We start from the raw sequence: 26,807 nt of genomic DNA on the forward strand, positions 1-26,807 counted from the left end.
ATATTTACTGTTCGGAGACAGAATAAATGGAAAAAAGATGGGTACTGGCATCAGATTGCAATGATGCTGCGATAACAAAAATAGCAGAACAACTTAATATAGATCGCTCACTTGCACAAATACTCGTACAGCGGAATATTTGTGATTTCGATCAGGCCAAAGATTTCTTCAGGCCAGATCTTGACCATCTTCATGATCCTTTTTTAATGAAGGATATGGATGTTGCTATCGCCCGCATTGAAACGGCATTGGCCACCCATGAAAAAATACTGATTTATGGCGATTATGATGTAGACGGTACAACTTCGGTTGCACTGGCTTTCAGTTTCTTTTCGCAGCTCACTAAAAACATCGAATATTATATCCCCGATCGCTATCTGGAAGGATACGGCATTTCTACCGCAGGGATTGATTATGCCAATGAAAATGGGTTCTCTTTAATTATTGCCTTAGATTGTGGAATAAAATCTATCGATAAAATTGATTACGCCAACACTTTAGGCGTCGATTTCATTATCTGCGATCACCATTTACCTGGGGATGAACTCCCTCAGGCTATTGCCGTTTTAGATCCTAAACGTGCTGATTGTGCGTACCCTTTTAAAGAACTGGCCGGTTGCGGTATAGGCTTTAAACTTGCACAGGCATATGCGCAAAAACATCAGCTTCCTAAAGAAACTTATCTGCAATATTTAGATTTGGTAATGGTGAGCATAGCTGCCGATATTGTTCCTGTGGTTGGCGAAAATAGGATTTTAGCTTATTACGGCTTAAAAAAGTTAAACTCCAATCCATGTGAAGGTTTACGTGCCCTGATGGAAGTTTCGGGCAAAACCGAAAACTATAGCATTACCGATGTGGTTTTTACCTTAGGTCCACGGATTAATGCCGCTGGAAGGATAGACCATGCTAAACATGCAGTTGCCATGTTGCTTTGCCAGGTAGATGGAAACGCGTTAGAACAGAGTGAACTGATTAACCTTAAAAACACGGAGCGTAAAACCTACGATCAGGACATTACCCGCGAAGCTTTGGCTTTAATTGGCGAAAGCGATATCCTGATCAACAAAAAAACAACTGTTGTATTTAACGAAAACTGGCATAAAGGGGTAATCGGGATTGTGGCCTCGCGTTTAACTGAAAAATATTATCGCCCAACAATTGTGTTAACGAAATCTAACGGACATGTGGCAGGTTCCTGCCGATCGGTAATTGGGTTCGATCTGTACGAAGCTTTAAGCGGTTGTGCCGATTTATTGGATCAATATGGCGGGCATAAATTTGCTGCAGGTTTAACCATGCAACAGCATAATGTAGATGCCTTTGCCGATAAGTTTGAAGAAATTGTATCGGCCAGTATTACAGAGGAGTTGCTTACGCCGATGATCAGGATTGATGCCGAAATCGAGCTGGCGCAGATAGATGGTAAATTCTATCGTGTTTTATCGCAGATGGGCCCCTTTGGGCCAGAAAATATGGCGCCTATATTTGTTACCCATAATGTATATCTTGCACAGCAAGCCATGGCTGTTGGCGCAAATCATTTAAAAATTAACATAAAACAACAAAATTCGCCTATTTTTGAAGGCATTGCATTTGGATTGGCAGAATTTCAAAATCTTTTACAACCAAAGGTACCATTTTCGGTTTGTTATACGTTAGAGGAAAACGTGTGGCGTGATAAGAAACGTTTGCAATTAAATATTAAAGGAATAAAAGTTAATTAACTATAAAATAAATTCGTCATGCTGAACTTGTTTCAGCATCTAATTATAAAGATCCTGAACTAAATTCAGGATGACGGAGCAATCAATATATGATATTAAGAGCCGAAAATCTGGTTAAAAAATATAAACAGCGTACTGTTGTAAACAATGTTTCTTTTAATGTAAGTCAAGGGGAAATTGTTGGTCTTTTAGGCCCGAACGGTGCCGGAAAAACAACTTCCTTTTACATGATTGTTGGTTTAATTAAACCAAACGAAGGCCGTATCTTCTTGGAAGAAGAAGATATTACCGAAGATCCGATGTACCGCAGGGCGCAAAAAGGGATCGGTTATTTAGCTCAGGAAGCATCTGTTTTTAGAAAACTTACCGTAGAAGATAATATCCTGGCCATTTTGGAAATGAGCAAATTGACCAAGGAAGAACAGCGTGATAAACTCGAAGAATTAATAAATGAGTTCAGTTTACACAAAGTACGTAAAAACCGTGGCGATTTATTGTCAGGAGGTGAACGCCGCCGTACCGAAATTGCGCGTGCCTTAGCCGCTAACCCTAATTTTATCTTATTGGATGAACCTTTTGCAGGGGTAGACCCAATTGCGGTAGAAGAAATCCAAAGTATTGTTGCTAAACTGAAACATAAAAACATAGGCATTTTAATTACCGATCACAATGTGCAGGAAACACTGTCGATTACCGATAGGGCATATCTGCTTTTTGAAGGTAAAATTTTAGAACAGGGTGTTCCAGAGGTGTTGGCTGAGAACGAGATGGTAAGAAAAGTTTATCTTGGATCGAACTTTGTGCTGAAACGTAAGAAATTTGATGTTTAATATTAACCAATTCTTATTCCGGATTTCGGGAATGAAAATGATAAACACAGCTAAAATTATTTCAGGTAAAAAGAACGGATTATTGTTGCAACAAAAACAACAGGATCTGTGTTTATCTGTCAACATCTGTGGTAAAAATCAGCTGTTTATTTTTTAATATGGCACTTGTAAATTCAATTTTTACCTGGTTAATGAAAAAGCGGATCCACCAGATCGAGCTTTTTATGAAATATCCGTACGATGTTCAGGAAGAGTGGTTCCATAACTTGATTGATAGTGCCGAAAATACCGAATGGGGCAAACTGTACGATTATAAATCAATCTTAACTCCACAACAATATCAGGAACGTGTTCCGATCCAAAACTACGATACCTTAAAACCTTATATTGAGCGCATGCTTAATGGAGAACAAAATATTCTCTGGCCATCAGATATCAAGTGGTTTGCAAAATCATCGGGTACCACAAGTGATAGGAGTAAGTTTATCCCAGTGTCCCAAGAATCGTTAGAAGAATGCCACTTTAAGGGCGGAAAGGATATGCTCTCTATCTATTGCAATAACCGTCCGGATAACCAGATGTTTACCGGGAAAGGTTTGGTTTTAGGAGGAAGCCATCAGGTTAATCAGTTAAATGAAGATTGTTTTTATGGCGATTTATCTGCCGTGCTGATCAAAAACCTGCCAATCTGGGCCGAATATTACCGTACGCCAGATATGTCTATCGCATTGATGGATAATTACGAAATTAAGATGGATAGAATGGCAGAAGCCACCATCAACGAAAATGTAACCAGCATTTCAGGCGTACCCACCTGGACCATCGTACTGGCCAAAAAGGTACTCGAACTTACCGGGAAGCAGAATTTACTGGAAGTTTGGCCAAACCTTGAATTGTATATCCATGGTGCGGTAAACTTTGCCCCGTATCGCGAACAGTTTAAACAGCTTATCCCATCCGACGAAATGTATTATCTGGAAACTTATAATGCGTCAGAAGGATTTTTCGGTATTCAGGATCAGGATAACTCAGAAGAAATGTTGCTGATGTTGGATTATGGTATTTTTTATGAGTTTGTGCCAATGGAGAATATCTGTGAAGAAAACCCTAAAGCATTGATGTTGGGTGAAGTAGAACTGCATAAAAATTACGCCATCGTAATTTCTACAAATGGTGGCTTATGGCGTTATATGATCGGCGATACCATTCAATTTACCTCACTTTCTCCTTACCGCATTAAAATTACCGGACGTACCAAACATTTCATTAATGCCTTTGGCGAAGAAGTGATTATCGACAATGCAGAACAGGCCTTAACCAAAGCTTGCCAGGAAACCGGTGCCGAAATTAAAGATTATACCGCCGGACCAATTTATTTTAAAGATGAAAAAGCTGGTGGGCACGAGTGGATCATAGAATTCGATAAACAACCTAACGATTTTGAAAAGTTTGTAGATATTATGGACAATACATTACGTGCGGTGAATTCCGATTACGATGCTAAACGTTTTAAGGATATGGCTTTAGCCCGTCCCAAAGTGCATAATGCCCCCGAAAATACTTTCTATAATTGGTTAAAGGCAAAAGATAAACTGGGTGGACAGCATAAAGTGCCGCGTTTAGCCAATGAGCGAAAATATGTTGATGATATTTTGGAGATGATGAAATCTTCTTAAATTTAATAAATCTCATTTACGCATGTCAGTCTGAGCCTGTCGAAGACCTTCTAAAGGCAATCAATAAGCTCAATGTGACTTTAGTATATTTGATAACGCTGCTCAATAATGAAAAATATCCTCATCTTTTTTACGCTTAGGATCATGAGTTATTACTGTTTAACAAAATAGATGAAAGGCTTCAGCTATAAACGTGTGGCCTGGCTATTGTTTTTCGCCTATTTCTTTGTGTTAATGGTACAGATTACTTTACGGTATATCCCACTGAATAGTGAAGTGTCTTTTCTGCAGATTAAACAGACTGAAGTTTCAGGTATCAAAGCTTATCTTCCAATATTTTACATCCACGTCTACAGTGCCATATTTGTACTACTGGCTGGTTTTACGCAGTTCAATCCTAAAATTTTAGCTAAATATCCTAAAATACATAAATGGTTGGGCTACTTGTATGCAGGCTTCGTATTGTTACTTGCGGCGCCGTCTGGTATTTTTATCGGCTGGTTTGCAAATGGGGGATTAATAGCAAAAACCTCATTTATTATTTTAGGCAGTTTGTGGTTCTGGTTTACCTTAAAAGCGATTCTGTTTATTTTAAAAAGAAAAATAATAGCCCATAAAAAGTTTATGTACCGTAGTTTTGCTTTGGCAACCTCTGCGATAACTTTAAGACTATGGAAAGTTATTTTAGTATATTTATTTCATCCGGCACCAATGGATGTTTACCAGATTATCGCCTGGTTAGGCTGGATACCGAATTTGTTAATCGCCGAATGGCTGATCAAAAAGAAATTTATTTGACCTTAAAATATATACTATCGATGAAAAAAATCTTATTATTCGCTCTGATTCCCTTTTTGATGCTATCATGCAGAGACACCAAAAAAACGCCGAAAGAAAAAGCAACAGGCATTGCACAGCAGGAAATTCATAAGGAACTTTATGGTTTTTGGGTTGGCGATTTTTATACAACAGATGAGTTGGAATACGAAGGAGATATGTCTGATGCTGTCAAAAAACTGAATATCAACATAAAAAAAATAACTAAAGATACCGTGATTGCACAAAGCGTGGTTTCTGGCAATAGCCGCCCACTATTGGGTAAAATATCAGAAGATGGTGGTAAAATTACCTTCGTTCTGGATGAACCTGGTACTGATAAATACGATGGGAAATTTGAAATTACCCTTGTTGGCGACACTTTGATCGGTAGATGGAACGCTTATAAAAAAGAACTGAAATGGCCAGGAAAAGAATTTAAGTTGTTAAAAAAAGCATTTGAATATAATGCCAGCCGTATGTTACCAGCCGAAATGGAATATGTAGATTGGACCGATCATAAAATGGTGGAAAGTTTAGATACCCTTGAAGATGGAAGTATAGATTCGTTAGGGGCCAATACTTTTTACAGAAGCGCATCCGAACAGATTTTTAAATTAAATGCTTCAACTACTGCACTTAAAGAAGAAGATGTAAAGAATTTGAGAAAGCTTGATCTGCAGATTATCAAAAACACCATTTTTGCCAGACATGGTTATGCCTTTAAAAAACAGACTTTCAGAAATTTTTTCGATCCTGTAGAATGGTATGTTCCTGTTAAAAACAATGTTGATAACGATTTAACGGCTATCGAGAACAAAAATATTAAACTATTGGATCGCTTTACTAAATATGCCGAAGACAATTATGATGCTTTTGGCCGTTAATTTGTAATACAGTTAACTATGAAATTGAATAGGGAGAAAATACTGGGTTTCTTTAAAAAATCGCAAAGCAAAGCTTCGGTGATCTTAAGTGATAAGACCAAAGCCAGCAATACGATTAAAGATGCATTGGGAAAGGCAGTAACCAATAAAGGTGATCTGGAAGGTGTTTGGTCGAAATTGGTGTTGTTGTTTGCCGTATCTAAAGATTATGTGAACGGCGATTATACTGAAATTCCGAAAAGATCTATCATTGCTATTTTGGGTGGCTTGGTTTACTTTTTGTCTCCAATAGACGTAATCCCTGATTTTGTGCCGGTTTTGGGTTTTGTTGATGATATTTATATCTTAAACCTGGTGTATAGGCAAGTGCTTAAAGATCTGGAGAAGTACCAAATATGGAAAGATGCACAGATCAAATTTATTGGCGATATAGATGGCTCAACCGCAACATAGTTTTCTCGATTGGATAGGCGAGCATCTTTTTACTTGTCCGTTTAGAGCCAATTTTGGATTCGATTGTCCAGGCTGTGGCTTTCAGCGTTCGGTTTTGGCTTTATTTAGGGGCGATTTAATCGCATCATTTAAGTTTTATCCCGCAACAATTCCACTCATTTTTGTCATAATATTTACCATTGTTCATCTTAAGGTGGATTTTAAGTTTGGGGCACAGCTGATCAAAATCGTTTTTGCAAGTGTTGCAGTAATTATTTTAATCAATTACATTTACAAAATATACACTCACCAATTGATCTAAATATAACTATGTCAGAAGAACAGGAAACCCCTCAAGAAAATAAACCGATTGATCTTTCAAAAGATAAAAACCCAGAACCTGCACCATTTGAATCGTTAGGCAATGGTCCGGTAACCCCACCACCATTTCAGCAACCGCCACCATTTGGACAGTTTGGAGGAGGTTTTGGTCAACAAAGTTTACCAAACTCAACAATTGTACTTGTATTAGGAATTCTTTCCATTGCATTTTGCTGCTGTTATGGTATTCTGGGACTGATTCCGGCAATCATTGCATTGGTTTTAAGTAAAAAAGATAAGGCTTTGTACGCAGTTAACCCTGCTATTTATAGTTTAAGTTCATTTAAAAATTTAAATGCTGGAAGAATTTGCGCAATTATAGGTTTGGTTCTTAATATTTTATCATTGCTTTATTATGTTGCCATTATTGTGATATTTGGCATGGGGATGTTAAGTGATCCACATAAAATGCAAGAAATCTTAAAAGGTTTAGAATAAGGGCCATTTTAATTTTACCTTAAAAATATAAATCGAATGGTGCATACCATTCGATTTTCTTATTTTTGTAGCATTGAAATTGTAAATAAAAAACTAAGATAATGTATCCAGAATATTTAGTAGAGCCAATGCGTAAGGAATTAACTAACGTAGGCTTTCAAGAATTAAAAAACGCAGAAGACGTAGATCAAGCGATTAAAGGCGAAGGAACTGTGTTGGTAGTAGTAAATTCGGTTTGCGGTTGCGCAGCAGCAAATGCACGTCCGGCCGCCAGAGCAGCAGCAGCACACGAAAAACACCCTGATAAATTGGTTACTGTTTTTGCAGGAATGGAAAAAGAAGCGGTAGATCAGGCTAGAAATTACATGATGCCTTTCCCTCCATCTTCTCCGGCAATGGCGTTATTTAAAGATGGTAAATTGGTTCACATGATCGAACGTCACCAGATCGAAGGCCGTCCGGCACAAATGATCGCTGATAACCTGATCGGTGCTTTTGAACAATACTGCTAAAAATTGATTACACAGATTATTGGATTAGACCGATAAGAAAGTGATTTAAATGATAACGAGATGGTGAATGGGAACATTCACCATTTTGCGTTTGTGAAGTTGCTAAACTAAGTGTTTTATTTTTGCCACGGAAGCACAGAAACACGGAGTATTCATCGTTATGTCATCCTGAGGGGTAATTTATTTTATAAAAATCAATATGAATGACGCATATCCTTTTTTTCCAGCGGCTCATTCTTGCCTCGGCTCGCCACCGCCGATGGGGCTCTTTCTTTTTGCTGTCAAAAAGAAACAAAAAACACCGGCTGAAAATTTTTCTTTCAAAGCTAGTGGGGTGGCTGGGCCTGTGGAGCCCGAAAAATTTGTTAGGCCGGATTTAAGTAGAACGGGGATACCGTGCTATGGCCTAGCTGGATGGAAATGCGATAGCGGCTAAAATATTGATTAATAATTGTTTATGAAATAACGTCAATGGTAGCGAAGTCGAAGGATCTCTATTGTACATGTTTGTTCCGTTGATTGAAAGTTCAGTTTTCCTAAGCCAGAGATTCTTCACTGCGTTCAGAATGACATAGAAGTGAAAATCTGTGTAATCACTAAAAATCACCTTAATCGGTGCCTTAAAAATCCTTATTCAGCAATTTCTCCAACTCCCCAAACGAAACATTCATTCTTACCCTACCTTGTTTGGCATACGATATTTCCCCGGTTTCTTCTGATATAATTACTGCAACAGCATCGGTCGTTTCAGAAACGCCAATACCCGCACGATGCCTTAACCCAAACTGTGAAGGCAATTGATCGTTATCGGTTAAAGGCAAAATACAACTCGCACTTTTGATTTTGTTTTCAGAAATAACTACAGCACCATCATGCAGCGGACTGTTTTTCTGAAAGATACTTTCCAGCAAACGTTTCGATATTTTGGCGTCAACAAGTTCACAGCTATTGGCAAAAAATTGCTCGTCGTAAAACTTAACAAATACCATTAACGCACCTGTTCGGGTTTTTTTCATGCTTTTACAGGCATCAATAATTGGCTTTATGCGGGTTAAATTATTCCTTTCAATTTCTTTTCTGCCAAATAAATATCCCCACCAGGCTTTGTTTTTCTGTAAAAAGGCGTTTTTTCCGATCAATAAAAGGAATCGCCTGATCTCTGGGTGAAAAATTACAATCAATGCAATAATCCCCACACTCATAAATTTCTCTATGATAGCAGTTAACAATTCCATATGCAAAGCCTTTACTATCCAGTAAAAAACTGTAATAATAAACATCCCAACAAGTAGGTTGACAGCCAGGGTATTGCGGATGAGCGTATAAACGTAGTAAATTAATAAGGCTACTAAAATGATATCAACGATATCAGTTGGCGATACTTTAAGGAAATCAAAATCAAAACCTTTCATTTGTGGCAAGATAGCAAAATGGTTTTCAGTTTACAAGATGGGTTAACTGTTTAAACTGGTTATTTATAGAATGAATTCGATCAGATGAATTGATAACGCTCAACACTAAACGCTTAACCCAACATCTCTACTAAGCGCACACACTCCGCCGCTTCCCTAACATCATGTACCCTTAAAATGCCCACTCCTTTTTGTAGCGCAATGGTATTGAGTACCGAGGTTCCGTTCAGGGCCTGCGCTGCCGAAGTGCCAAGTGTTTTATAAATCATTCCTTTACGTGAGAAGCCCACTAAAATGGGAAGTTTAAAAATTTTAAAAGCTTCCAATTGATTAAGCAGCTCATAATTATGTCCGATTGTTTTTCCAAAGCCAAAACCAGGGTCAATAATTATGTCGTGAACATGCAGTGCCTTAAGAGCTGCAACTTTTTTCGCCAGGTAATCAATTACTTCCAATAACACATTGTCGTAAACAGGGTTTTGCTGCATATTTTGAGGAGTACCCTTCATGTGCATCATCATATAAGGTACCTGTAGTTTAGCCACTGTTTCGAACATCTGTTCGTCCATATCTCCAGCGGCAATATCATTAATGATATGCGCGCCGGCAGAAATCGTTTCCGCTGCTACTTTCGCCCTAAACGTATCAATGGAAATAATCGCCTCGGGAAATGTTTTTACTAAACTTTCTACTACGGGCACCAAACGGTCAACCTCTTCACTGGTAGAAATATCTTTAGCGCCAGGCCTTGATGAGTATCCGCCGATATCAATAAATGTAGCACCTTCATTAAGGAACTGGGCTGCTTTGGTTAAAGCTTCGTCTATCGATTTTGTGCGGCTATTGCTATAAAAAGAATCGGGTGTAATATTTAAAATGCCCATCACTTTTGGGCGGCTTAAATCGATAAGCTTACCTTTAATGTTTAAGCTTTGCTTGGGCTCAAAAAAGTTTTTTTCTGCCATAATAAACCCTTTCGGGATTTGGGTTTCGCTTTAAAAATGTATCTTTAGCTTTTGTTTTTTCACGACAAAAATACACTAAAAACTAAATAATTATTGGCTTTGGCACAAACAAATACCTCTACCGAATTTGATGAAGTGATTGCGGTTTGCAGATCATTATTTTTAAAAAAGACTAAAGATTATGGCACTGCATGGCGGATTTTAAGACCAAGTTCGATAACCGATCAGATTTTTATCAAAGCACAACGCATCCGTACCCTCGAAGAAAAAAAAGTAAGTAAGGTAGGAGAGGGTGTTGTATCTGAATACATCGGGATTGTAAACTATTGTATTATCGCCATGATGCAGCTCGAACTGACTGAAAGCGACCCGAATGAAATGCCTTATGCCGAAGTTGAAAAACGGTTTGAAGAAAAGGTAACGGAAACCAAAGATTTAATGTTTGCCAAAAACCACGATTATGGTGAGGCTTGGCGCGATATGCGCATTAGCTCGTTAACCGATCTGATTTTGATGAAAATTTTTAGGGTAAAACAGATAGAAGACAACGAAGGGCAAACCCTGGCTTCGGAGGGTGTTAATGCAAATTATCAGGATATGTTGAACTATTCGGTTTTTGCACTGATCAAACTCGGCGTTAAATAAATAGCGTATAGCCTTTAAAAAAATAGATACATACAGATGCGAAACATACTTTTAAGATTCTCCAGGATTTTTGTCGGTGCCTTATTCATATTTTCAGGATTGATCAAAGCAAACGATCCACTTGGCTTTGGCTATAAACTACAGGAATATTTCGAAGTTTTTCACATGAATTTCCTGAGTGGAATGGCCACTGGTATTGCTATTTTACTTTGTACTTTAGAAATTGTTCTCGGTGCCTTATTGCTATTGGGTTTCTGGAGTAAAAAGGTAGCATGGGGTTTATTGCTTCTCATCATCTTTTTTACCCTGCTCACATTTATATCTGCAGCGTTCAAAGTAGTTACCAGTTGTGGCTGTTTTGGCGATGCCATTCCGCTTACCCCATGGCAGTCGTTCAGTAAAGATTTGATCCTTTTAGCGCTAATCATTGTTATTTTCTTAAACAAGAACCTGATCCAGCCTCTATTTAAAAAAGAAACCACTCAAAGAAATATCGCTATTGCAGTAACGGTTATATCTTTAGGTTTTGGTTTATATACTTATAATGTTTTGCCGATTATCGATTTCCTGCCTTATAAGGTTGGTGCGCATCTTCCATCATTAATGGTTATTCCTCCGGGAGAAAAACCAGATGAATTTGAGATCATGTATCACTTAAAGAACAAGAAAACCAATGAAGAGAAAGATATGAGCGATAAAGCCTATCTTAAAACAGAGATATGGAAGGATAACAATTGGGAAATTATCGGCGAACCGGCAAAAAGACTGGTTAAAAAAGGTTTTGAACCTAAAATCAAAGACCTGAACATTACAGATGCTTCAGGTACCGATTATACCAAGGAACTGATCGAAAACCCTTATTATAATTTGATCTTTGTAGCCTACGATCTTCATGCTACAAACGAGGCCGCTATTGGTAAACTAAATGCCCTGGCTTTAAACGCTACGCAGCAATTTAATATCCGTACGGTTTTGCTTACTTCCAATTCGGCTCAGGATGCACAGGCTTTTATCAAAAAGAACAACCTGTTTTCGGAGGTTTTTTATGCTGATGCCGTACCTTTAAAAAGTATGGTTAGGGCAAACCCTGGGGTTTTATTGATGAGGAACGGCGTGGTAATCAATAAATGGCATTTTCACAACGTACCCACTTTCGACCAACTCAGTCGAAAATATTTCGATAAATAAATATGATCGGATACGCACTAAAAAAACTGATGTATGGGCTGCTGGTAATGGGCGGTGTAATATTGGTTGTTTTTGTGCTGTTTAATATTTTGCCTGGCGACCCTGCGCGGATGACGATGGGGCAAAGGGCCGATGTGCAATCGCTCGAAGCCGTTCGTAAAGAATTTGGTTTAGACCGGTCCAAACCTGTTCAGTTTGTTTTATACATTAACGATTTATCGCCAATTAGCATTCTGGATAACGATAGAACCAGTCAACAGAAATATCATTACGCAAAACTGATGGCTTTTGATAAAAAGGCGCTGGTGATAAAATGGCCTTATCTCCGCAGTTCTTATCAGACCAAGCGAGATGTGACGGCTATACTTTCCGAAACGGTACCGAATACCTTCATTCTTGCGCTAACAGCGATGATTTTTGCCACCATAATCGGTGTGTTTTTAGGTGTGCTTTCAGCAGTTTATAAAGATTCGTGGATTGATAAATCGGCCAATGCATTTGCCATTCTGGGTATATCAGCACCTTCTTTTTTTGCAGGGATTATTATTGCCTGGCTTTTCGGTTTTGTGTTTAGCAATTATACAGGCCTAAAAATGAGCGGCAGCTTATATTCTTACGATCCCTTTAATGGTGAGGTATTAACCTTAAGAAACCTATGGCTGCCAATGATTACCCTTGGTTTGAGACCTTTGGCGATTATTGTACAGTTAACCAGAAGCGCAATGCTGGATGTTTTGGCACAAGATTATATCAGAACGGCAAGAGCCAAAGGCTTAAGTAGAAATGCCATAATTTATAAACACGCTTTAAAAAATGCGATGAACCCGGTAATTACGGCTATTTCAGGATGGTTTGCCTCATTGCTGGCAGGTTCTTTTTTTGTAGAGTACATTTTCGGGTATAACGGATTAGGCAGAACAACAGTAACCGCTTTAGAAATGTCTGATTTTCCGGTGGTGATGGGTTCTATTCTTTTTATCGCTTTCGTATTTGTAGTCATTAATATTCTGGTTGATATTTTATATGCTTATGTTGACCCAAGAGTTAAATTAACTTAGGTTATGTGCGAAGAAGAAATTATAAATTATACTGAGCTTGCAGATCAACGCATCATCGAAATATTTAAGCTTGCAACAGTCGATATGCCCGATGCAGAGCGCTTGTTTAGTCACGTACTCAATGCACAGCATATATGGGCACAGCGGATTTCGGGCAAGAAACCACTTTATGGTGTTTGGGATATTCATCATAAGGAAAACTTTGAGCGTATTGCCATTGAAAATTTTAAGCTGATCAGGGCAGTATTGAAAGAGCGTTCTTTAGATAAGATGATTTTGTACAGCAATACACAAGGTGTTGAGTACGAAAACCGATTGGATGAAATTTTATTTCATTTATTTAATCATTCTACTTATCATCGCGGACAGGTTGTAACTTTATTGAAAAAAGAAGGTTTTACACCACCTGTAACCGATTATATTATGTTAAAACGCGACCATCTATTATAAGAGGTTGAAGCAAAAAGAGAGATACATGAAAATTTTCCTTATCGGATACATGGGCTGCGGCAAAAGTACAAAAGCTAAACAGCTGGCACATCGTTTAGATTGCCCTGTGATTGATCTTGATGCCGAAATTGTTTCAAAAACAGGTAAAAGCATTGCCGAATATTTTGCTGAATATGGAGAAAGTGGCTTTAGGGATTACGAAAGCAAAATGCTTAAAACCTTCGATTATCCAGAAACCTGTGTGGTAGCTACTGGAGGCGGATTGCCATGCTTTTTCGATAACATGGAATGGATGAATGCTAACGGCGAAACCGTTTATTTGCAAATGGAGCCGGCGGCTTTGGTATCACGTTTACATAACCGTCAAAAACGTCCCTTAATTAAAGATTTAGATGATGAGCAGCTTTTAGAATTTATTAAAGAGAAACTCAAAGAACGTGATCCTTTTTACACTCAGGCAAAACTGATTGTAGATGCATTTGACTTGGATGGGGAGAAGTTGGAAGAAGCGATTGTGAAGAATCGATAGATTAATTTGGAGCTTGGAGTTGGGCGTTTGGAGTTAATTAATCGATTAAAACAGTTAACTGATTAACTTAATAGTGATACACCTACAAACAAACTAATAACCGATAAGCTATGAATTATTAGACTATTGACAAATGAACTATTGGCTAATGAGCCACTGAACTAATTCCATCATCAATTATCCTAGCCGATAACAACGCAAGCGGAATGCCCCCTCCAGGATGCACACTACCCCCACAGAAATATAAATTTTTAACTTTCGAACTGAAATTGGGATGCCTTAAAAAGGCAGAAAACTGATTGTTGGAGCTGTTGCCATATAAAGAACCTTGATAAGAACCTGTTTTGCTTTCTATGCTTCTGGGATCTAAAATCTGCTCACAGATAATGTCTTTTTCAATATTCCTGTTTAAAATACGGCTAATCTTTTTAATGATATTTGTTCTGGCTTCTTTAATCAGCACATCCCAGTTCTGACCATTATTGGCAGGAACATTTATCATTACAAACCAGTTCTCACTGTCTGTAGGTGCATCTGCCCTAATATGTTTGCAGCTGATGTTTACGTACACCGTTGGATCGATGCTGATGGTTTTCTCTTTCCATATGGCATTAAACTCCTTTTGGTAATCCTCAGCGAAAAAGATGTTGTGCAGGCCCATATCGCTGTAATTCCCGTCCATGCCCCAGTAAAAAATCAGAGCAGAGCTACTCCGTTCCTGGTTTAATAATTTTTTAGGTTGGGCTATGTTTTTTAGTAGGTTTTTATAAGTAAACCAGATGTCGAGGTTCGAAACAACCACGTCAGCCTTGTAGTTTTTATCATTAACTTTTACGCCCTGTACTTCGGGTTTAAGTCCATTGGAATATATGATTTCTTCCACCTTTTGATTGTAATGAAACCTTATTCCTAACTCTTCTGCTAATTTTACCAGGGCAGTAACAATACTGTACATCCCATTCGTTGGAAGAAATGCTCCATAGTGATACTCGAAATGTGGAATTATATTCAATGTGGCCGGTGCCTGATAGGGATCGGAACCGTTATATGTGGCATAACGGTTAAAAAGCTGCGCTATTCTATCGTCTTTAAAGAACGATCGGTTTGCTTTTGCCTGTGTTCTAAAAGCATCAATCTGGCCAAAACGGAATATAGATTTTAAGGTGTCCCAGTGCAGGTAGCTTTTAATTTTATGCAGACTTCTTTCCAAAAATACACGGTGGGTAACCTCGTAAATGGTTTTGCTTTTGTTTAAATAGCGCTCAACCTCTTTTGCAGTTGAATCTGTTTTTTCTTCTATTTCCTTAGCAAATTCATCGAGATCTGCACGTGCGTTTAACCATAAGCCATCTTCGTAAAAATAACGGCAAATTTCTTTTAATTTTAGATATTCAAAATAATCTTCAGGGTTTTTACCTGCCAGTTTGAAGAGTTCATCCACGTACTGGGGCATGGTAAAAAGGCTCGGTCCGGCATCAAACCTGAAACCATTCATTTTTATTTCTGTCAGCTTACCTCCAGGTTTTGAATTAGCTTCAAAAACATCAACCTCATAGCCCTTTAGGGAAAGGCGGATTGCCGATGCAATGCCCGCAATTCCGGCACCGATAATTATTGCTTTTGGTTTAGACATCAATCTATTTCAACTCCTCTAAATATACCTTCGTTTGTTTTTCGATCTCGTTGGTGGCAAATTTAATGGCCGAACCAACCCTGGTGGTTTCGGATTTTACAGGAATTTTGTTTACCGTTGCCAAGGCATCAGTATACCATTTGGCCCACACTTCAATAATGTGTTTCTCATCAGCTGGGGTTTTCCCTTTTGCAATTTCTTTTTTGCTCAGTTCAAATTCAGTTTTTAATCGGGTTAAAGCATCGGTTTTAACTTGCGAAACAGTGGTTATCGCGGTATTTTCGTCTGCAGAAATCAAAGTATAGGCAGCAGTTAAACCACTTATCCCAACATTTTTCATTTCGGTTGGCGAAACTTTATCAATCCTGTCGTTATCTGTATGGTAAAATACATCGGTAAAGTGCCACATCAGTAATCCTGGGATTTTATTTTGCAGGAATGGTGTGTGGTCGCTGCCACCTTCAAACGGATTGTAGTTAACCGTCCAGTTGGCAAATTTGCCCTGTGCTTTACAGATATCGAAGATAAAATCGTTAAAATAATGCGGGAAAAGATCTTTTTCAGTAACATCGCCAGCGCCCCATTCAGTATGTTTATCCGTTCCTCTTGTCCAAATGGCTGATGGATCAGGCATTTTTTCAATCAGGAATGAGCCGCCGGTTTTTTTAGTGTCCTCGCCAACCATATCCAAACTCATTCCCCACATAATGCCTTTGGCCCGGGTGGTATCTTCGGTAATATATCTTCTTGTTGATACAATTTCGTCGCCCCATAAAAAAGTGAGGGTACGCTTAGGGCTTATCTTTTTTGCCTGATATAATGCTGCTGTTAATCTTGCCATTTCAGCTAATGTACCAACGCCGCTTGCATTATCGTTTGCACCAGGCTCCTGAACATGGGCACTGAACACAAAACGTTCATTAGGATTTACACTGCCTTTAACATTTGCTACTATGGTTAATTCTTCTGAGGGGTAAATTTTAGTCTGAATATTTACTTTCAATTTAGTCTCGCCTTTTAAGCAGGCCGCTTTTAACTTTTCTTTAGCAGCATAAGATAAAAGCAAGGTCCATACCTCACTATTGGCTTTCATGCTCCCAAACTGGATAGAAGTTTGGTGTAACTCTGGTTGGGTATACTTTGGCATCGAATAGCCAAGCACACCAATGGCTCCCGCTTTTGTAGCTATTTGAAGCAAACGTGACGGACTGTTCTCAGAAAATAGGATTTTTCCTTTAAGGTCCATTTTCTCTATTTCAGCTGGAATTATTTTTTCTATAAAAACCACATTAGCTCTAACACCTTCTGTAACTGTTGATCCGCAATTGATTGGAATCATGTTGCGGTTAGTTTGGTAAGAAATGAGTGGTTTTGTTTCTCCAACAATATCTATATTGGCATCAACGGGCTCCCAGGTGCTGTTTTTCATCGCTCTTTTTTCGATGCGATAACTTAAAGGAGCCTCAAATTCATTCTGCTTCTGTTCAACAAAACCGGCTTTTTTAAGGATGTTTTCTACGTAATGGATACTGGCATTAAAGCCTGTGTTACCGGGTACGCGGAAGTATTTTTCTACAAAAGCAGTCGTTTCATAGGCATTTTTTTCTAGGAAACCAGCCCGCGTTAGCTTGAAATATTCATCTGTCGAATTTTGTGCGTAACATCCCAATCCCGCAAAAAGCAGTGCAAAAAGTATCTTCGTTTTCATTATCGTTCGTAAAAGCGAAAGATACTAAGAATATTTAATCTTGTTTAGGCGTACCGCTTGCCAGTTTTGCGTTTCAACCCTTCGTCAACCGATAATGGGCCTGAACCTACTACCCAAAACATGATAAGAAGAAACAGCACCAAGACCGAAAACCACAATTCCGAATTCGGTGTGGAGAAACCCGGTGTAAGGTTAACAAAAAATACCGCAAACAATAAGATTGGGATCTGAATTACAACGGCAAAGCGGGTAACTAAGCCTAAAGTAATTAAAACACCCCCAACTAAATGTGCAAATGCAACAACATGAATGGCGACACTGATGAGCATGCCTGAAAAACCAAATACGTTGTTTTGTGTGATCATGTTCTGAAGAACCGAAGTGTCGCTAACAAAAGAAACACCTTTTCCAAAAATGATCAGGCCAAGTACAATCCGAAGATAATCCAGCCATTTTGAGTGATGAACATCTCCCCAATGTTCAATTTTACGGATAACGTTCATAATGAACCTCCATTTTTATGTGAATGATACTTTAAGTTACGGATTTTTATTTGGTTATCAAATAAGGAACTGAAAATCAATAGATCACGATTGTGGTTGTTGTAAAAGAAGTGATTTAACCTTTTGATGTAAAATTAACAAAAAATTAATTTATACCGTTTTGGTTTTTGGTATGAATTTAGTATTATTGCTTAAATAGATAGGTTTTTTATCATGAGCAAAGAAATATTAGAGTTTTCTGTACTGGTGGATGAAAAATTTGACCTAAAATTTAATTGGTTAGATGGCTTTTGGGGCGCGGCATTTAAATTTTTTGGAAAATAATTTTAAATCGAAAATATGCTAAATCAGTCGTTTTAGACTGAGCGGAAAAATATTGCCTAATCTTTCTGGTAAACCATTTATCTATCTGGATCATTTATCCTACTTTGGTCTTTAGCTTTTCAGCTATTTATATTCATTCTGATTTTTGTGTTTCAGCTTTATTGTTTAGCCTTTGGTCTTTCCTCTTTCAGCTTTTAGCTTTATCTTTGCAAAATAATGAGTAGAAGAAAACCTGGTACGGTAACTATTGTTCCAAACGTACATATAATCGATATTGCTGAAGAGGGAAAAGGTGTTGGCAAGGCTGACGAATTGGTCATTTTTGTTGATAAAGCCGTTCCTGGTGATGTGGTGGATGTTCGGTTGACCAAAAAGAAAAAGAATTTTGCTGAAGCAATCATTGATCAGCTTCATGAAAAATCAGCGTTGCGTACTGATCCTTTTTGTCCTCATTTCGGAACCTGCGGCGGTTGCAAATGGCAGCATATGGGTTACGATGCTCAATTGAAATTTAAGCAGAAAAATGTTGAGGCAGCTTTACAGCGTTTAGGTAAAATAGATACCTCAGGAACAGAACCTATTTTAGGTTCAGAAAAAAACAGGTATTACCGAAATAAATTAGAATTTACTTTTTCGAACAAACGTTGGTTGGAAAAAACCGATGTAGAACGCGATGAAGATTTTGACATGAATGCACTGGGTTTTCACGTACCATTGCGTTTTGATAAAATTTTAGATATCGAGCATTGTTATCTACAAGATGAGCCTTCTAATTCGATCAGAAACGCTGTCCGTAAATATGCCTTAGAAAATGACCTGTCGTTTTACGATCTGCGTAACCATGAAGGCGTTTTGCGTAACCTGATTATCCGTACTTCTAGCACAGGAGAGGTGATGGTTGCTGTGGTATTTGCTTATCCGGAACAGACACAAGTTGATGGCTTGATGGGTTTCCTTAAAAATGAATTTCCACAGATTACCTCTTTGCTGTATATCGTTAACCAAAAAAAGAATGACACTATTTTCGATCAGGATGTGGTGGTTTTCTCAGGTCCCGATCATATTTTCGAAGAAATGGATGGCATCCGTTTTAAAATTGGGGTGAAATCTTTTTATCAGACCAATTCTGAACAAGCCTTCGAGCTATATAAAATCACCAGGGATTTTGCCGGATTTAAAGGTGATGAACTGGTTTATGATTTATACACTGGTGCCGGGACGATTGCAAATTTTATTGCCAAAAACGTAAAGCAGGTAGTTGGGGTAGAATATGTACCAACCGCTATTGAAGATGCAAAGTTTAACTCAGCGCTAAATGGCATCGATAATACAATTTTCTATGCCGGAGATATGAAAGATATTCTTACTTCAGAATTTATCCTGGCACATGGTAAACCAGATGTGGTCATTACTGATCCGCCACGGGCTGGTATGCATACAGATGTAGTACAGAGATTGCTTGAAATGGAGTCTGAAAAAATTGTCTATGTAAGCTGTAATGCAGCCACACAGGCAAGAGATTTAGAATTATTGAAAGAAAAATACGATGTGGTGCGCATTAAACCTGTAGATATGTTTCCGCACACGCAACACGTAGAAAATGTAGTATTGTTAAGGTTAAAGTAATAAAATGATTGAATGAGAGAAAAATTGAATGAAAGAATGGGGCAATTTGCCTTTGACATTCAACTATTCACTCATTCAAAATTCAATCATTAGTTAAGGTATGGATAGAGAAGAATTATTAGGCGCAACGCCCGAAGAGAACGGAACACCACAAAAAAAGCAGGAAAGTCCGCTGGTAAGTTTAGAAAAAGACTTAGAATTTTACGCTGATGCGATTAAAGAAGTAGCAATCGAGATTATGGTGGAAGGCATTTCTGCCCATCCAATTTTTATTGCACATCAGCATGAGGTGAACATTGGCGAACTTATCTTAAATAAAGAAGAACTTAATACCGATTGGACCATACAAGCCTCTACGTTAGAAGAATTTGTAGAAAAAGGAATCATCAGCAAGGAAAAAAAAGAGCCCTTCTTAAAAGTATATAAAAAACCGGAAGATTTTATGTGCGTATTCGTAATTGTTCCTGAAGGCGCCAACTTTATTTACTATCCGTACAAAAAAAGGTAGAGGATAGAAAGGTTGATGATTCCCTCCCTAAGCCTTTAATGATCAGAATCTGTGTAATCTATTAATCTGTGCAATTACCGAATAAAAAACGCCGCTTTGTATCCACAAAGCAGCGCGTTATTATTAACTAAACTAAACTTTTAATTTACGTGGTGTACATCTCCACTTTTTGAGCTTGATGTTTTCTTGAGTGAAGCATTTCCCTTATAACTTACATCGCCACCACCACTTGCACTGGCCTCTAAGCCTTTATTTACATAAAGATTTACATCAGAACCCCCAGAAGCCTGTACCTTTGCATAATCTGTAATTAATTCATAAGCATCGATATCGCTACCTCCACTAGATTGAATGGTCATGTTTTCTGCTTTGCCTTTTAAATCGAGATCACTGCCACCGCTTGATTGAATAGATAGATCGTTGCAAACAACCGTTAATTTTAAATCCGATCCTCCTGAAGAGCGAATAGCAAGTTTTTCTGTTTTAATTTGGTTTTGTGTAAAAACATCCGATCCTCCCGATGCTGCAATTGCATTTAGGGTTTTAAAACTTACATAAGCTTTAATGGTACGGTTTTTAAACATACCGCTCCAATTGATACCATCTTTAAACTTTATGGTAACATTACTGCCGCTCTGCTCAACAACAATATCTTTTAATGTTTCCGAATCAGATTTTATACTCACACTTTCACTACCGCCCTGGGTGAGGTATAAATCTATGCCACTGCTTACTCCAATGCTATTAAAGTTTTTAACGGTGAAGCTTTTAGTATCCTGCGCTTTAGCCATGTAGCTGGTTACCACGATAAATAAAATGGCGGATGATTTGATAAGGTTTTTCATAATCGTTTTTTCGTTAAATGATTCTGAAGCTATCATTACGCAGCATTTAGGCAACGATGGCTTCGATTTTGTGTTTTGGTTATAGATTAGACGCATCTCTGATGAAAACGTTGCAAACAATCGAAATTATTTTTCAAATAGTTTGAATTTCATCCTTAAAATCGTTCTTTTTGTATTCAATCCTTTTTATACAATGGCATCGCAATTACTTATTCTCAACAAGAAACAAATTCAGCAGAAAATAGATCGTATCGCTTATCAGATTTTAGAAGATAACCTGAATGAGAAAGAAGTGGTGCTTGCCGGTATTTGGGACCGTGGCTACAAACTAGCGCTAAGATTAGAAAAAGTGCTTAAAAAGATTTCGGGCTTTAAACTAACCTTACTGCGTATCGACCTGCAGAAAGAAAGTAGCAAATTGGTTGCTTCGACAGATCTGGATGAAAGCCATTGGAAAAACAAGGTGATCATTATTGTTGATGATGTATTGAACAGCGGTAAAACCCTTGCTTATGGTTTAGGTGTTTTCTTAAATACGCCACATAAAAAAATCCGTACAGTAGTTTTGGTTGATCGAAGCCATAAAATTTTCCCTATTGCCACCGATTTTGTTGGGCTTGAACTGGCTACCATCTTAAAAGAACATGTAGATGTAGTAATGGATGTGGAAGGTGAAGAAGATCGGGTTTATTTGAGCTAAGTTATAGAGATAATGGCATATTCCAAATGTGCATCTTAAGAATCCTCGTTACAAATGAGGACTATAATTCATCTGTGCTATCGTCCTTGTTTGTAACGAGGATGCACGAGAATAGCGATTTTATCGCTTTTTTTAAATCAATTCAATTTTCACCAAACCTTTAATTCCAGCATAATCTTTAGCGCTACTGTAAATGTATTGCTCGGGAAATTCAACAATACAAGCTTTAACAGGATTATCATGGATATAATGTAGTTTTTGAAAAGCATCGATTTCTTGTAAATCGATAGGGTGATTGTCGTCTTGCCAGATTTTGTGACTTTCTGCCCGATTGGTCTTTCTAGTTTCGAAACTAAACTTGTCTAAAAGCCAATCTTTCCTACTTTCAGGTATCTCTTTAATGGTAACAGCCAATTGCTTCGAAGTGAATTTTTTAAAATCTCTCAAAAAATCAGACATTTTATTTGGCTCTTTACACTTCCAATAAAATGAATGTGATTCGTCATCAGAACCCAACCATTTAATATTAATCCTTTATTCTCGATACAGTGGTTTAACGAATCGACAATTATGTTTTTATATTTTATAAGTCTATCCAACCAACTATTGTACATGTTATAAAATAAGTCTGATTTTGATCAGTAATTATATATCTGCTTCCTCCCATAATAAAATAAGATTAAATCTTTAATTAAATTATATTCTCAGTAAAGAGAATATCTGGGAGATTTATAGTGAATATAGTTATTTTATACATAAATGCGCTAATCGTACGCGTTTGTGGAGAGGATGAATGAGAATAGCGATTATATCGCTAATACTTAAATCGGTTTAAGCTATTACGCCACATTACAAATGTGGATCTCGCTAATCCTCGTTACAAACGAGGACTATAACGAGTGTATGTACAATACATTTGCAATTAACCTCAATTTTTTGCAATTTCCCGAAATGTATCAGCCTAGAAAAAATAATTTGATCTTCAGCTTTTTCTCCTGGTACATCCAGTTTATCATCAAAAAAGATTTTTCAGCTTTTAAGTATGGTGAGGTGGAGATTAAACAAGATGCGGCTATCTTGGTTTTGGCCAATCATTTTAGCTGGTGGGATGGTTTTTTCCTCTTTTACATCAACAAAAAAGTATTTAAGAAACAATTTCATGTTTTAGTGAATGCCGAAAACTATACTAAAGTTGGTTTTCTAAAGTATCTTGGTGCTTTTGCGGCCGAAAATAAAGGTAAAGATGTTTTAGAAACGCTTAATTATGCAGGCAAACTGTTAGATAACCCCGCAAATTTGGTACTTGTATTCCCCCAGGGCAAATTATATTCGAACCATCTTAAAAATATCAGTTTCGAAAAAGGAGTGATGCAGATGATCAATGCCAGTCAGAAAAAGATTAATATTATTTTTGCCGCCACCTTTATTGATTATTTTTCCAAAAGAAAGCCCTCAGCTTATACTTACTTGCAGCATTGGGAGAATGAAGAATATGTAAGTTTACAATTACTAAAAAGCGCTTATAATAAACATTACGATCAGTCTGTTGTTAAACAAACTCAGCTAATTGAATGACAATTTTTATTTACGCCGTTTTAATTTTCCTGGTGATCCGGTTTTCGGTTACTGTTTTCAATTTCCTTTCTAATCCTAAGTTGCCGAGAGTGGTTAAACACTATCATGATAAGGTTTCGATCTTAATTCCTGCACGAAATGAAGCAGCGGATATTTTAGAATTGCTCGTTTCGATAAAAAACCAGGACTACACCAATTATGAAGTTATTGTTTTGGATGATAACAGCGATGACAATACTTTCGGTGTAGTCGAAAATTTTTGTCTTACGAACCCGCAATTTAAAGTGGTAAGCGGTAAAGCGTTACCTCAAAACTGGCTTGGGAAAAATTATGCCTGCCACCAGCTTAGCGAATTGGCTACAGGGAAATATCTTTTGTTTATCGATGCAGACGAATCAGTAAAAAGAGGATTGATCAATAGCCTGATCAACCGGATGGAAATCGGAGGGCTGGCTTTGTTAAGTGTTTTTACCAACCAAACTATAAAATCGATAGGCGAGTGGTTAACAGTGCCCTTAATGCATTTTATACTGCTAAATTTATTGCCTTTGCGATTGGTTAAACTTTCGAAAAATCCAGCATTTTCAGCAGCAAGTGGACAGTGCATGTTTTTTAATGCCAATAATTACAAAGAAAACCATTGGCATGAGCGGGTTAAACACCAGGTTGTGGAAGATGTGGAGATTATGAAGTTGGTAAAACAAGAAAAATTTAATGCAGAGGCCCTTTTAGCCAACGGACTGATCTATTGCAGGATGTACAAAAATTTAGGCGAAAGCTTAAACGGTTTTAGTAAAAACTTACTGGCGGGTTTTGGTAATAACATCATAATATTATTACTTTACCAGCTTTTGGTAACTGTAGGACCAGTAATTTTAATCTTAAACTTTAATATTGCTTTACTTGTATTACCATTAACTTTAATAGTATTAACTAGAATGATGATCTCCTATTTATCGGGGCAAAATGTTTTGATAAATCTGATTTTACATCCTTTACAGATGTTATTCTTCTTAATAATTTCATTCATTTCTATAAAAAAACATATTTTTAAAACGAGCACATGGAAGGGCAGAACGATCAAAACGATTTAAAGGTTAAAAGGATTGCAGTTGCAATAATTGTCGTTTTTCATATGGTTGGCTTGCTTGGCTTCTTAATTCCTGTTGCCCAGCCTTATTTTATCAAACTGGTTCCCTTTCATTTGTTGCTGATGTTTGCCGTAATTGTTTTTTCGTACAATGCCGATGTGAAACGTTTATTGTTACTGGTTTCGGGTGTATTTCTCTGTGGCTTTTTAGTCGAGGTACTAGGCGTTCATACCGGAAAGATATTTGGCAGCTATTATTACGGCGATACATTGGGCTACAAAGTTGCTGCGGTTCCATTACTAATGGGTGTAAATTGGGTAATCCTTATTTTCAGTGTTGGGCAAATGATGAAAAGTATGAAAATCAGGCATAGTATTCTGGCTTCTGTTCTCGGCGCTTTTATACTGGTAGGTTTCGATTTCTTTTTGGAACCTGTGGCCATGAAATTTAACTACTGGCAGTGGGACTGGCATGAAATCCCTGTTCAGAATTATGTAGCGTGGTTTATTGTTTCGGTAATACTATTAAAGTTTTACTATGCTTTGGGCTTAAAGCAACAAAAATATATTGGTACTGTAATGTTCGTTTCACAGCTAACCTTTTTTGTTGTCTTATACATGACAACCGGAACAAATATTTTTGCTTAATTTTGTATCGCAATGGGTTACAACTTACAGGTCAACATCGATAAATCATCAGGCTTTTGCTTTGGCGTAGTATATGCCATAGAAATGGCCGAAGATATTCTGGATAATGAAGGTTATTTATATTGCCTTGGCGATATTGTGCATAATGATGAAGAAGTAGAGCGTTTAACCAATCGCGGATTAAAAATCATCGATCACGAAGTATTAAAAAACTTAAGGGACGAAAAGGTTTTAATCAGGGCTCATGGCGAGGCGCCATCAACCTATCAGCTGGCTTTAGAAAATAACCTGACTTTAATAGATGCTTCATGTCCTGTTGTGCTGAAATTACAGAACAGGATTAAAAATTCACATGATGACGATGAGCAAGTACTTATTTTTGGTAAGCACGGGCACGCCGAGGTAATCGGATTACAAGGTCAAACAGATGGTAAGGCAATTGTTTTTCAGGATCTGGCCGAACTGGATAATGTAGAATTGCCTGCTAAATTTACCCTATATAGTCAAACCACTAAAAGCACCGATAAATTCTATCACATTAAAGATGAATTATTGAGTCGTGGTTATGAAGTTAAGGCTAACGATACCATTTGCAGGCAAGTATCTAACCGTTACGAAGAGCTGGAAGATTTTGTAAGTCATTATGATAAAATCATTTTCGTATCGGGCAAGAAATCTTCTAACGGAAAAGTGCTGTACGATGTTTGTAAAAAATACAACGATAATTCTTATTTCATTTCGAATGTTGAAGAGTTAGATCAAACCTGGTTTAACGAAAACGATAAAGTTGGCATATGCGGTGCTACGTCTACACCAATGTGGTTGATGGAAAAGGTAAAGGCTGCGTTAGAGCGGTATTAGCTTGTAAGAAGATCTGAATAGCTATTAATGATGGATTTATATAGTAGAATCGTCATCTCGACTGGAACGCAGTGGAATGGAGAGATCTGCTTAGATAGATCTCTCGACTTCGTTGCACTTCGCTCGAGATGACGGTCATATCTAGTAATATAATATAAATTGAAAAAGATAAACCTACATATCGGAATTCTGGTTGCGTTAACCGTAATTGTTTGTTGGTTTGTTTCTCTTTATTTCTTGCTTACATGGGATTTTGCCTGGAGCAATCCCTTAGTTTATCTGATGATTGTTGTTCAAATGCATTTGTACACGGGTCTGTTTATTACCGCCCACGATGCGATGCACGGAACGATATCGCCGAACAAAAACGCAAATAATTTTATTGGCTATCTTTCCGTTTTTCTCTATGCAGGTTTTTTTTATAACCGTTTGTATGCGAAACATCACCAGCATCACCGTCATGTGCATACCGAAAACGATCCGGATTTTGCGCCGCATGGCTTTTGGAAATGGTATTTCCGTTTCATGCTAAATTATGTTACAATAATTCAATTGGTAATTATGGCCATAGCTTATAATGTGTTGAAAATCTGGATTGATGAAAAAAACCTGCTGTTGTTTTGGGTACTGCCATCCTTATTAAGCACTTTTCAGTTATTTTATTTCGGAACCTATTTGCCGCATAAGGGGGAGCACGATAATGAATATCATTCTTCTACCTTACAGAAAAATCATTTTGTTGCCTTTATTACCTGTTACTTTTTTGGCTATCATTTAGAACATCACCAAAAACCAAGCATGCCTTGGTGGCAACTGCATAAAATGAAGCGATAGTCGAGG

30 protein-coding genes are annotated in these 26,807 nt (G+C 37.6%); 23 read left to right on the forward strand and 7 right to left on the reverse strand.

The genetic code is table 11. From position 1 onward, the window contains the following. Window positions 1-26: 26 nt before the first annotated feature. The 9 genes from recJ to LQ201_RS22545 all read left to right on the forward strand — a co-directional run bounded on the left by recJ (window position 27) and on the right by LQ201_RS22545 (window position 7,699). Window positions 27-1,727 carry a single-stranded-DNA-specific exonuclease RecJ gene (gene recJ / locus LQ201_RS22505; RefSeq protein ID WP_230145945.1) on the forward strand — a complete coding sequence of 567 codons (1,701 nt, stop codon included), beginning with the start codon at window positions 27-29 and terminating at the stop codon, window positions 1,725-1,727. A gap of 89 nt (window positions 1,728-1,816) precedes the next feature. Continuing rightward, window positions 1,817-2,557: an LPS export ABC transporter ATP-binding protein gene (gene lptB, locus LQ201_RS22510; RefSeq protein ID WP_057931148.1), complete on the forward strand. Its 741-nt coding sequence runs from the start codon at window positions 1,817-1,819 to the stop codon at window positions 2,555-2,557. Window positions 2,558-2,715: 158 nt separating this feature from the next. Further along, entirely contained in the window at window positions 2,716-4,233 is a 1,518-nt protein-coding gene (locus LQ201_RS22515; RefSeq protein WP_230145946.1) for a GH3 auxin-responsive promoter family protein, read from the forward strand. Between the two features lie 171 nt (window positions 4,234-4,404). Then, on the forward strand, window positions 4,405-5,031 hold the full coding sequence (locus LQ201_RS22520) for a DUF2306 domain-containing protein (RefSeq protein ID WP_230145947.1): 627 nt from the start codon (window positions 4,405-4,407) through the stop codon (window positions 5,029-5,031). A 20-nt stretch (window positions 5,032-5,051) separates the two neighbouring features. Next, on the forward strand, window positions 5,052-5,936 hold the full coding sequence (locus LQ201_RS22525; RefSeq protein WP_230145948.1) for a YARHG domain-containing protein: 885 nt from the start codon (window positions 5,052-5,054) through the stop codon (window positions 5,934-5,936). Window positions 5,937-5,954: 18 nt separating this feature from the next. Continuing rightward, on the forward strand, window positions 5,955-6,389 hold the full coding sequence (locus LQ201_RS22530; protein WP_230145949.1) for a YkvA family protein: 435 nt from the start codon (window positions 5,955-5,957) through the stop codon (window positions 6,387-6,389). Continuing rightward, the gene (locus LQ201_RS22535; protein ID WP_230145950.1) at window positions 6,370-6,690 is read left to right on the forward strand and encodes a DUF2752 domain-containing protein; all 321 of its coding nucleotides are present in this window, start codon (window positions 6,370-6,372) and stop codon (window positions 6,688-6,690) included. The genes LQ201_RS22530 and LQ201_RS22535 overlap by 20 nt, the downstream gene beginning before the upstream one ends. Window positions 6,691-6,698: 8 nt before the next feature. Further along, a complete protein-coding gene (locus tag LQ201_RS22540) occupies window positions 6,699-7,187 on the forward strand; it encodes a CCC motif membrane protein (protein ID WP_230145951.1) in 489 nt (162 codons plus the stop codon). 101 nt (window positions 7,188-7,288) lie between these two features. Beyond that, a complete protein-coding gene (locus tag LQ201_RS22545; protein ID WP_029275606.1) occupies window positions 7,289-7,699 on the forward strand; it encodes a BrxA/BrxB family bacilliredoxin in 411 nt (136 codons plus the stop codon). A 620-nt stretch (window positions 7,700-8,319) separates the two neighbouring features. Here LQ201_RS22545 and cdaA read toward each other — a convergent pair. Together cdaA and folP are read right to left on the reverse strand one after the other, a co-directional pair. Next, window positions 8,320-9,111, reverse strand: a complete 792-nt coding sequence (gene cdaA, locus LQ201_RS22550; RefSeq protein WP_230145952.1) for a diadenylate cyclase CdaA — start codon at window positions 9,109-9,111, stop codon at window positions 8,320-8,322. Between the two features lie 113 nt (window positions 9,112-9,224). Next, window positions 9,225-10,076: a dihydropteroate synthase gene (gene folP / locus LQ201_RS22555; protein ID WP_230145953.1), complete on the reverse strand. Its 852-nt coding sequence runs from the start codon at window positions 10,074-10,076 to the stop codon at window positions 9,225-9,227. A gap of 99 nt (window positions 10,077-10,175) precedes the next feature. Here folP and LQ201_RS22560 point away from each other — a divergent pair, with 99 nt between their 5' ends. From LQ201_RS22560 to LQ201_RS22580, 5 genes are read left to right on the forward strand one after another with little or no spacing between them, the layout of a single operon-like run. Continuing rightward, window positions 10,176-10,721, forward strand: a complete 546-nt coding sequence (locus LQ201_RS22560; RefSeq protein WP_230145954.1) for a DUF1599 domain-containing protein — start codon at window positions 10,176-10,178, stop codon at window positions 10,719-10,721. Between the two features lie 36 nt (window positions 10,722-10,757). After that, entirely contained in the window at window positions 10,758-11,909 is a 1,152-nt protein-coding gene (locus LQ201_RS22565; protein WP_230145955.1) for a BT_3928 family protein, read from the forward strand. 2 nt (window positions 11,910-11,911) lie between these two features. Then, window positions 11,912-12,967 carry an ABC transporter permease gene (locus tag LQ201_RS22570; RefSeq protein ID WP_230145956.1) on the forward strand — a complete coding sequence of 352 codons (1,056 nt, stop codon included), beginning with the start codon at window positions 11,912-11,914 and terminating at the stop codon, window positions 12,965-12,967. Between the two features lie 3 nt (window positions 12,968-12,970). Next, on the forward strand, window positions 12,971-13,417 hold the full coding sequence (locus tag LQ201_RS22575; RefSeq protein ID WP_230145957.1) for a DinB family protein: 447 nt from the start codon (window positions 12,971-12,973) through the stop codon (window positions 13,415-13,417). A gap of 25 nt (window positions 13,418-13,442) precedes the next feature. After that, window positions 13,443-13,946 (forward strand): shikimate kinase, encoded by a 504-nt coding sequence (locus tag LQ201_RS22580; protein WP_230145958.1) that lies wholly within the window; start codon window positions 13,443-13,445, stop codon window positions 13,944-13,946. Between the two features lie 145 nt (window positions 13,947-14,091). Here the strand turns inward: LQ201_RS22580 and crtD are convergent, their stop codons facing one another. Genes crtD through LQ201_RS22595 form a run of 3 tightly spaced genes read right to left on the reverse strand, consistent with a single transcriptional unit; the run spans window position 14,092 to window position 17,790 of the window. Then, window positions 14,092-15,579, reverse strand: a complete 1,488-nt coding sequence (gene crtD / locus LQ201_RS22585) for a 1-hydroxycarotenoid 3,4-desaturase CrtD (RefSeq protein WP_230145959.1) — start codon at window positions 15,577-15,579, stop codon at window positions 14,092-14,094. 4 nt (window positions 15,580-15,583) lie between these two features. Further along, window positions 15,584-17,287 carry a M28 family peptidase gene (locus tag LQ201_RS22590; RefSeq protein WP_230145960.1) on the reverse strand — a complete coding sequence of 568 codons (1,704 nt, stop codon included), beginning with the start codon at window positions 17,285-17,287 and terminating at the stop codon, window positions 15,584-15,586. Window positions 17,288-17,331: 44 nt separating this feature from the next. After that, on the reverse strand, window positions 17,332-17,790 hold the full coding sequence (locus LQ201_RS22595; protein ID WP_057931136.1) for a DoxX family protein: 459 nt from the start codon (window positions 17,788-17,790) through the stop codon (window positions 17,332-17,334). 213 nt (window positions 17,791-18,003) lie between these two features. Between LQ201_RS22595 and LQ201_RS22600 the strand changes: the two genes are divergently transcribed. From LQ201_RS22600 to LQ201_RS22610, 3 genes are all read left to right on the forward strand, one after another. After that, window positions 18,004-18,114, forward strand: coding sequence for a hypothetical protein (locus tag LQ201_RS22600; RefSeq protein WP_029275619.1), 111 nt, complete (start codon window positions 18,004-18,006; stop codon window positions 18,112-18,114). Between the two features lie 216 nt (window positions 18,115-18,330). Continuing rightward, window positions 18,331-19,740: a 23S rRNA (uracil(1939)-C(5))-methyltransferase RlmD gene (gene rlmD / locus LQ201_RS22605; RefSeq protein ID WP_230145961.1), complete on the forward strand. Its 1,410-nt coding sequence runs from the start codon at window positions 18,331-18,333 to the stop codon at window positions 19,738-19,740. A 100-nt stretch (window positions 19,741-19,840) separates the two neighbouring features. Continuing rightward, entirely contained in the window at window positions 19,841-20,248 is a 408-nt protein-coding gene (locus LQ201_RS22610; protein WP_230145962.1) for a hypothetical protein, read from the forward strand. Between the two features lie 140 nt (window positions 20,249-20,388). Here LQ201_RS22610 and LQ201_RS22615 read toward each other — a convergent pair whose 3' ends face one another. Beyond that, a complete protein-coding gene (locus tag LQ201_RS22615; protein ID WP_230146698.1) occupies window positions 20,389-21,129 on the reverse strand; it encodes a head GIN domain-containing protein in 741 nt (246 codons plus the stop codon). Window positions 21,130-21,286: 157 nt separating this feature from the next. On the opposite strand from LQ201_RS22615, the gene LQ201_RS22620 reads away from it, so the two are divergent. Continuing rightward, window positions 21,287-21,793 carry a phosphoribosyltransferase family protein gene (locus LQ201_RS22620; RefSeq protein WP_029275623.1) on the forward strand — a complete coding sequence of 169 codons (507 nt, stop codon included), beginning with the start codon at window positions 21,287-21,289 and terminating at the stop codon, window positions 21,791-21,793. Window positions 21,794-21,925: 132 nt separating this feature from the next. On the opposite strand, the gene LQ201_RS22625 is transcribed toward LQ201_RS22620, so the two are convergent. Beyond that, window positions 21,926-22,252, reverse strand: a complete 327-nt coding sequence (locus LQ201_RS22625; RefSeq protein WP_230145964.1) for a hypothetical protein — start codon at window positions 22,250-22,252, stop codon at window positions 21,926-21,928. Between the two features lie 444 nt (window positions 22,253-22,696). Here LQ201_RS22625 and LQ201_RS22630 point away from each other — a divergent pair, with 444 nt between their 5' ends. The 5 genes from LQ201_RS22630 (at window position 22,697) to LQ201_RS22650 (ending at window position 26,801) form a co-directional block, all read left to right on the forward strand. Beyond that, window positions 22,697-23,368 (forward strand): 1-acyl-sn-glycerol-3-phosphate acyltransferase, encoded by a 672-nt coding sequence (locus LQ201_RS22630; RefSeq protein ID WP_230145965.1) that lies wholly within the window; start codon window positions 22,697-22,699, stop codon window positions 23,366-23,368. Continuing rightward, a complete protein-coding gene (locus LQ201_RS22635; protein WP_230145966.1) occupies window positions 23,365-24,462 on the forward strand; it encodes a glycosyltransferase family 2 protein in 1,098 nt (365 codons plus the stop codon). Before LQ201_RS22630 ends, LQ201_RS22635 begins: the two co-directional genes overlap by 4 nt. Next, window positions 24,432-25,106, forward strand: coding sequence for a carotenoid biosynthesis protein (locus tag LQ201_RS22640; RefSeq protein WP_230145967.1), 675 nt, complete (start codon window positions 24,432-24,434; stop codon window positions 25,104-25,106). Before LQ201_RS22635 ends, LQ201_RS22640 begins: the two co-directional genes overlap by 31 nt. Before the next feature lie 12 nt (window positions 25,107-25,118). Continuing rightward, window positions 25,119-25,967, forward strand: a complete 849-nt coding sequence (locus LQ201_RS22645; protein ID WP_230145968.1) for a 4-hydroxy-3-methylbut-2-enyl diphosphate reductase — start codon at window positions 25,119-25,121, stop codon at window positions 25,965-25,967. Between the two features lie 159 nt (window positions 25,968-26,126). Beyond that, window positions 26,127-26,801 (forward strand): fatty acid desaturase, encoded by a 675-nt coding sequence (locus tag LQ201_RS22650; protein WP_230145969.1) that lies wholly within the window; start codon window positions 26,127-26,129, stop codon window positions 26,799-26,801. The last annotated feature ends 6 nt before the right edge of the window (window positions 26,802-26,807 follow it).

The organism is Pedobacter sp. Bi126 (assembly GCF_918698245.1).
In the GTDB taxonomy this organism is placed as follows: Bacteria; Bacteroidota; Bacteroidia; order Sphingobacteriales; family Sphingobacteriaceae; genus Pedobacter.

Coding starts and splice junctions, on each gene's coding strand:
- recJ (WP_230145945.1), top strand. CDS start 27: ATGGAAAAAAGATGGGTACTGGCATCAGATTGCAATGATGCTGCGATA.
- lptB (WP_057931148.1), top strand. CDS start 1,817: ATGATATTAAGAGCCGAAAATCTGGTTAAAAAATATAAACAGCGTACT.
- LQ201_RS22515 (WP_230145946.1), top strand. CDS start 2,716: ATGGCACTTGTAAATTCAATTTTTACCTGGTTAATGAAAAAGCGGATC.
- LQ201_RS22520 (WP_230145947.1), top strand. CDS start 4,405: ATGAAAGGCTTCAGCTATAAACGTGTGGCCTGGCTATTGTTTTTCGCC.
- LQ201_RS22525 (WP_230145948.1), top strand. CDS start 5,052: ATGAAAAAAATCTTATTATTCGCTCTGATTCCCTTTTTGATGCTATCA.
- LQ201_RS22530 (WP_230145949.1), top strand. CDS start 5,955: ATGAAATTGAATAGGGAGAAAATACTGGGTTTCTTTAAAAAATCGCAA.
- LQ201_RS22535 (WP_230145950.1), top strand. CDS start 6,370: ATGGCTCAACCGCAACATAGTTTTCTCGATTGGATAGGCGAGCATCTT.
- LQ201_RS22540 (WP_230145951.1), top strand. CDS start 6,699: ATGTCAGAAGAACAGGAAACCCCTCAAGAAAATAAACCGATTGATCTT.
- LQ201_RS22545 (WP_029275606.1), top strand. CDS start 7,289: ATGTATCCAGAATATTTAGTAGAGCCAATGCGTAAGGAATTAACTAAC.
- cdaA (WP_230145952.1), bottom strand. CDS start 9,111: ATGAAAGGTTTTGATTTTGATTTCCTTAAAGTATCGCCAACTGATATC.
- folP (WP_230145953.1), bottom strand. CDS start 10,076: ATGGCAGAAAAAAACTTTTTTGAGCCCAAGCAAAGCTTAAACATTAAA.
- LQ201_RS22565 (WP_230145955.1), top strand. CDS start 10,758: ATGCGAAACATACTTTTAAGATTCTCCAGGATTTTTGTCGGTGCCTTA.
- LQ201_RS22570 (WP_230145956.1), top strand. CDS start 11,912: ATGATCGGATACGCACTAAAAAAACTGATGTATGGGCTGCTGGTAATG.
- LQ201_RS22575 (WP_230145957.1), top strand. CDS start 12,971: ATGTGCGAAGAAGAAATTATAAATTATACTGAGCTTGCAGATCAACGC.
- LQ201_RS22580 (WP_230145958.1), top strand. CDS start 13,443: ATGAAAATTTTCCTTATCGGATACATGGGCTGCGGCAAAAGTACAAAA.
- crtD (WP_230145959.1), bottom strand. CDS start 15,579: ATGTCTAAACCAAAAGCAATAATTATCGGTGCCGGAATTGCGGGCATT.
- LQ201_RS22590 (WP_230145960.1), bottom strand. CDS start 17,287: ATGAAAACGAAGATACTTTTTGCACTGCTTTTTGCGGGATTGGGATGT.
- LQ201_RS22595 (WP_057931136.1), bottom strand. CDS start 17,790: ATGAACGTTATCCGTAAAATTGAACATTGGGGAGATGTTCATCACTCA.
- LQ201_RS22600 (WP_029275619.1), top strand. CDS start 18,004: ATGAGCAAAGAAATATTAGAGTTTTCTGTACTGGTGGATGAAAAATTT.
- rlmD (WP_230145961.1), top strand. CDS start 18,331: ATGAGTAGAAGAAAACCTGGTACGGTAACTATTGTTCCAAACGTACAT.
- LQ201_RS22610 (WP_230145962.1), top strand. CDS start 19,841: ATGGATAGAGAAGAATTATTAGGCGCAACGCCCGAAGAGAACGGAACA.
- LQ201_RS22615 (WP_230146698.1), bottom strand. CDS start 21,129: ATGATAGCTTCAGAATCATTTAACGAAAAAACGATTATGAAAAACCTT.
- LQ201_RS22620 (WP_029275623.1), top strand. CDS start 21,287: ATGGCATCGCAATTACTTATTCTCAACAAGAAACAAATTCAGCAGAAA.
- LQ201_RS22625 (WP_230145964.1), bottom strand. CDS start 22,252: ATGTCTGATTTTTTGAGAGATTTTAAAAAATTCACTTCGAAGCAATTG.
- LQ201_RS22630 (WP_230145965.1), top strand. CDS start 22,697: ATGTACAATACATTTGCAATTAACCTCAATTTTTTGCAATTTCCCGAA.
- LQ201_RS22635 (WP_230145966.1), top strand. CDS start 23,365: ATGACAATTTTTATTTACGCCGTTTTAATTTTCCTGGTGATCCGGTTT.
- LQ201_RS22640 (WP_230145967.1), top strand. CDS start 24,432: ATGGAAGGGCAGAACGATCAAAACGATTTAAAGGTTAAAAGGATTGCA.
- LQ201_RS22645 (WP_230145968.1), top strand. CDS start 25,119: ATGGGTTACAACTTACAGGTCAACATCGATAAATCATCAGGCTTTTGC.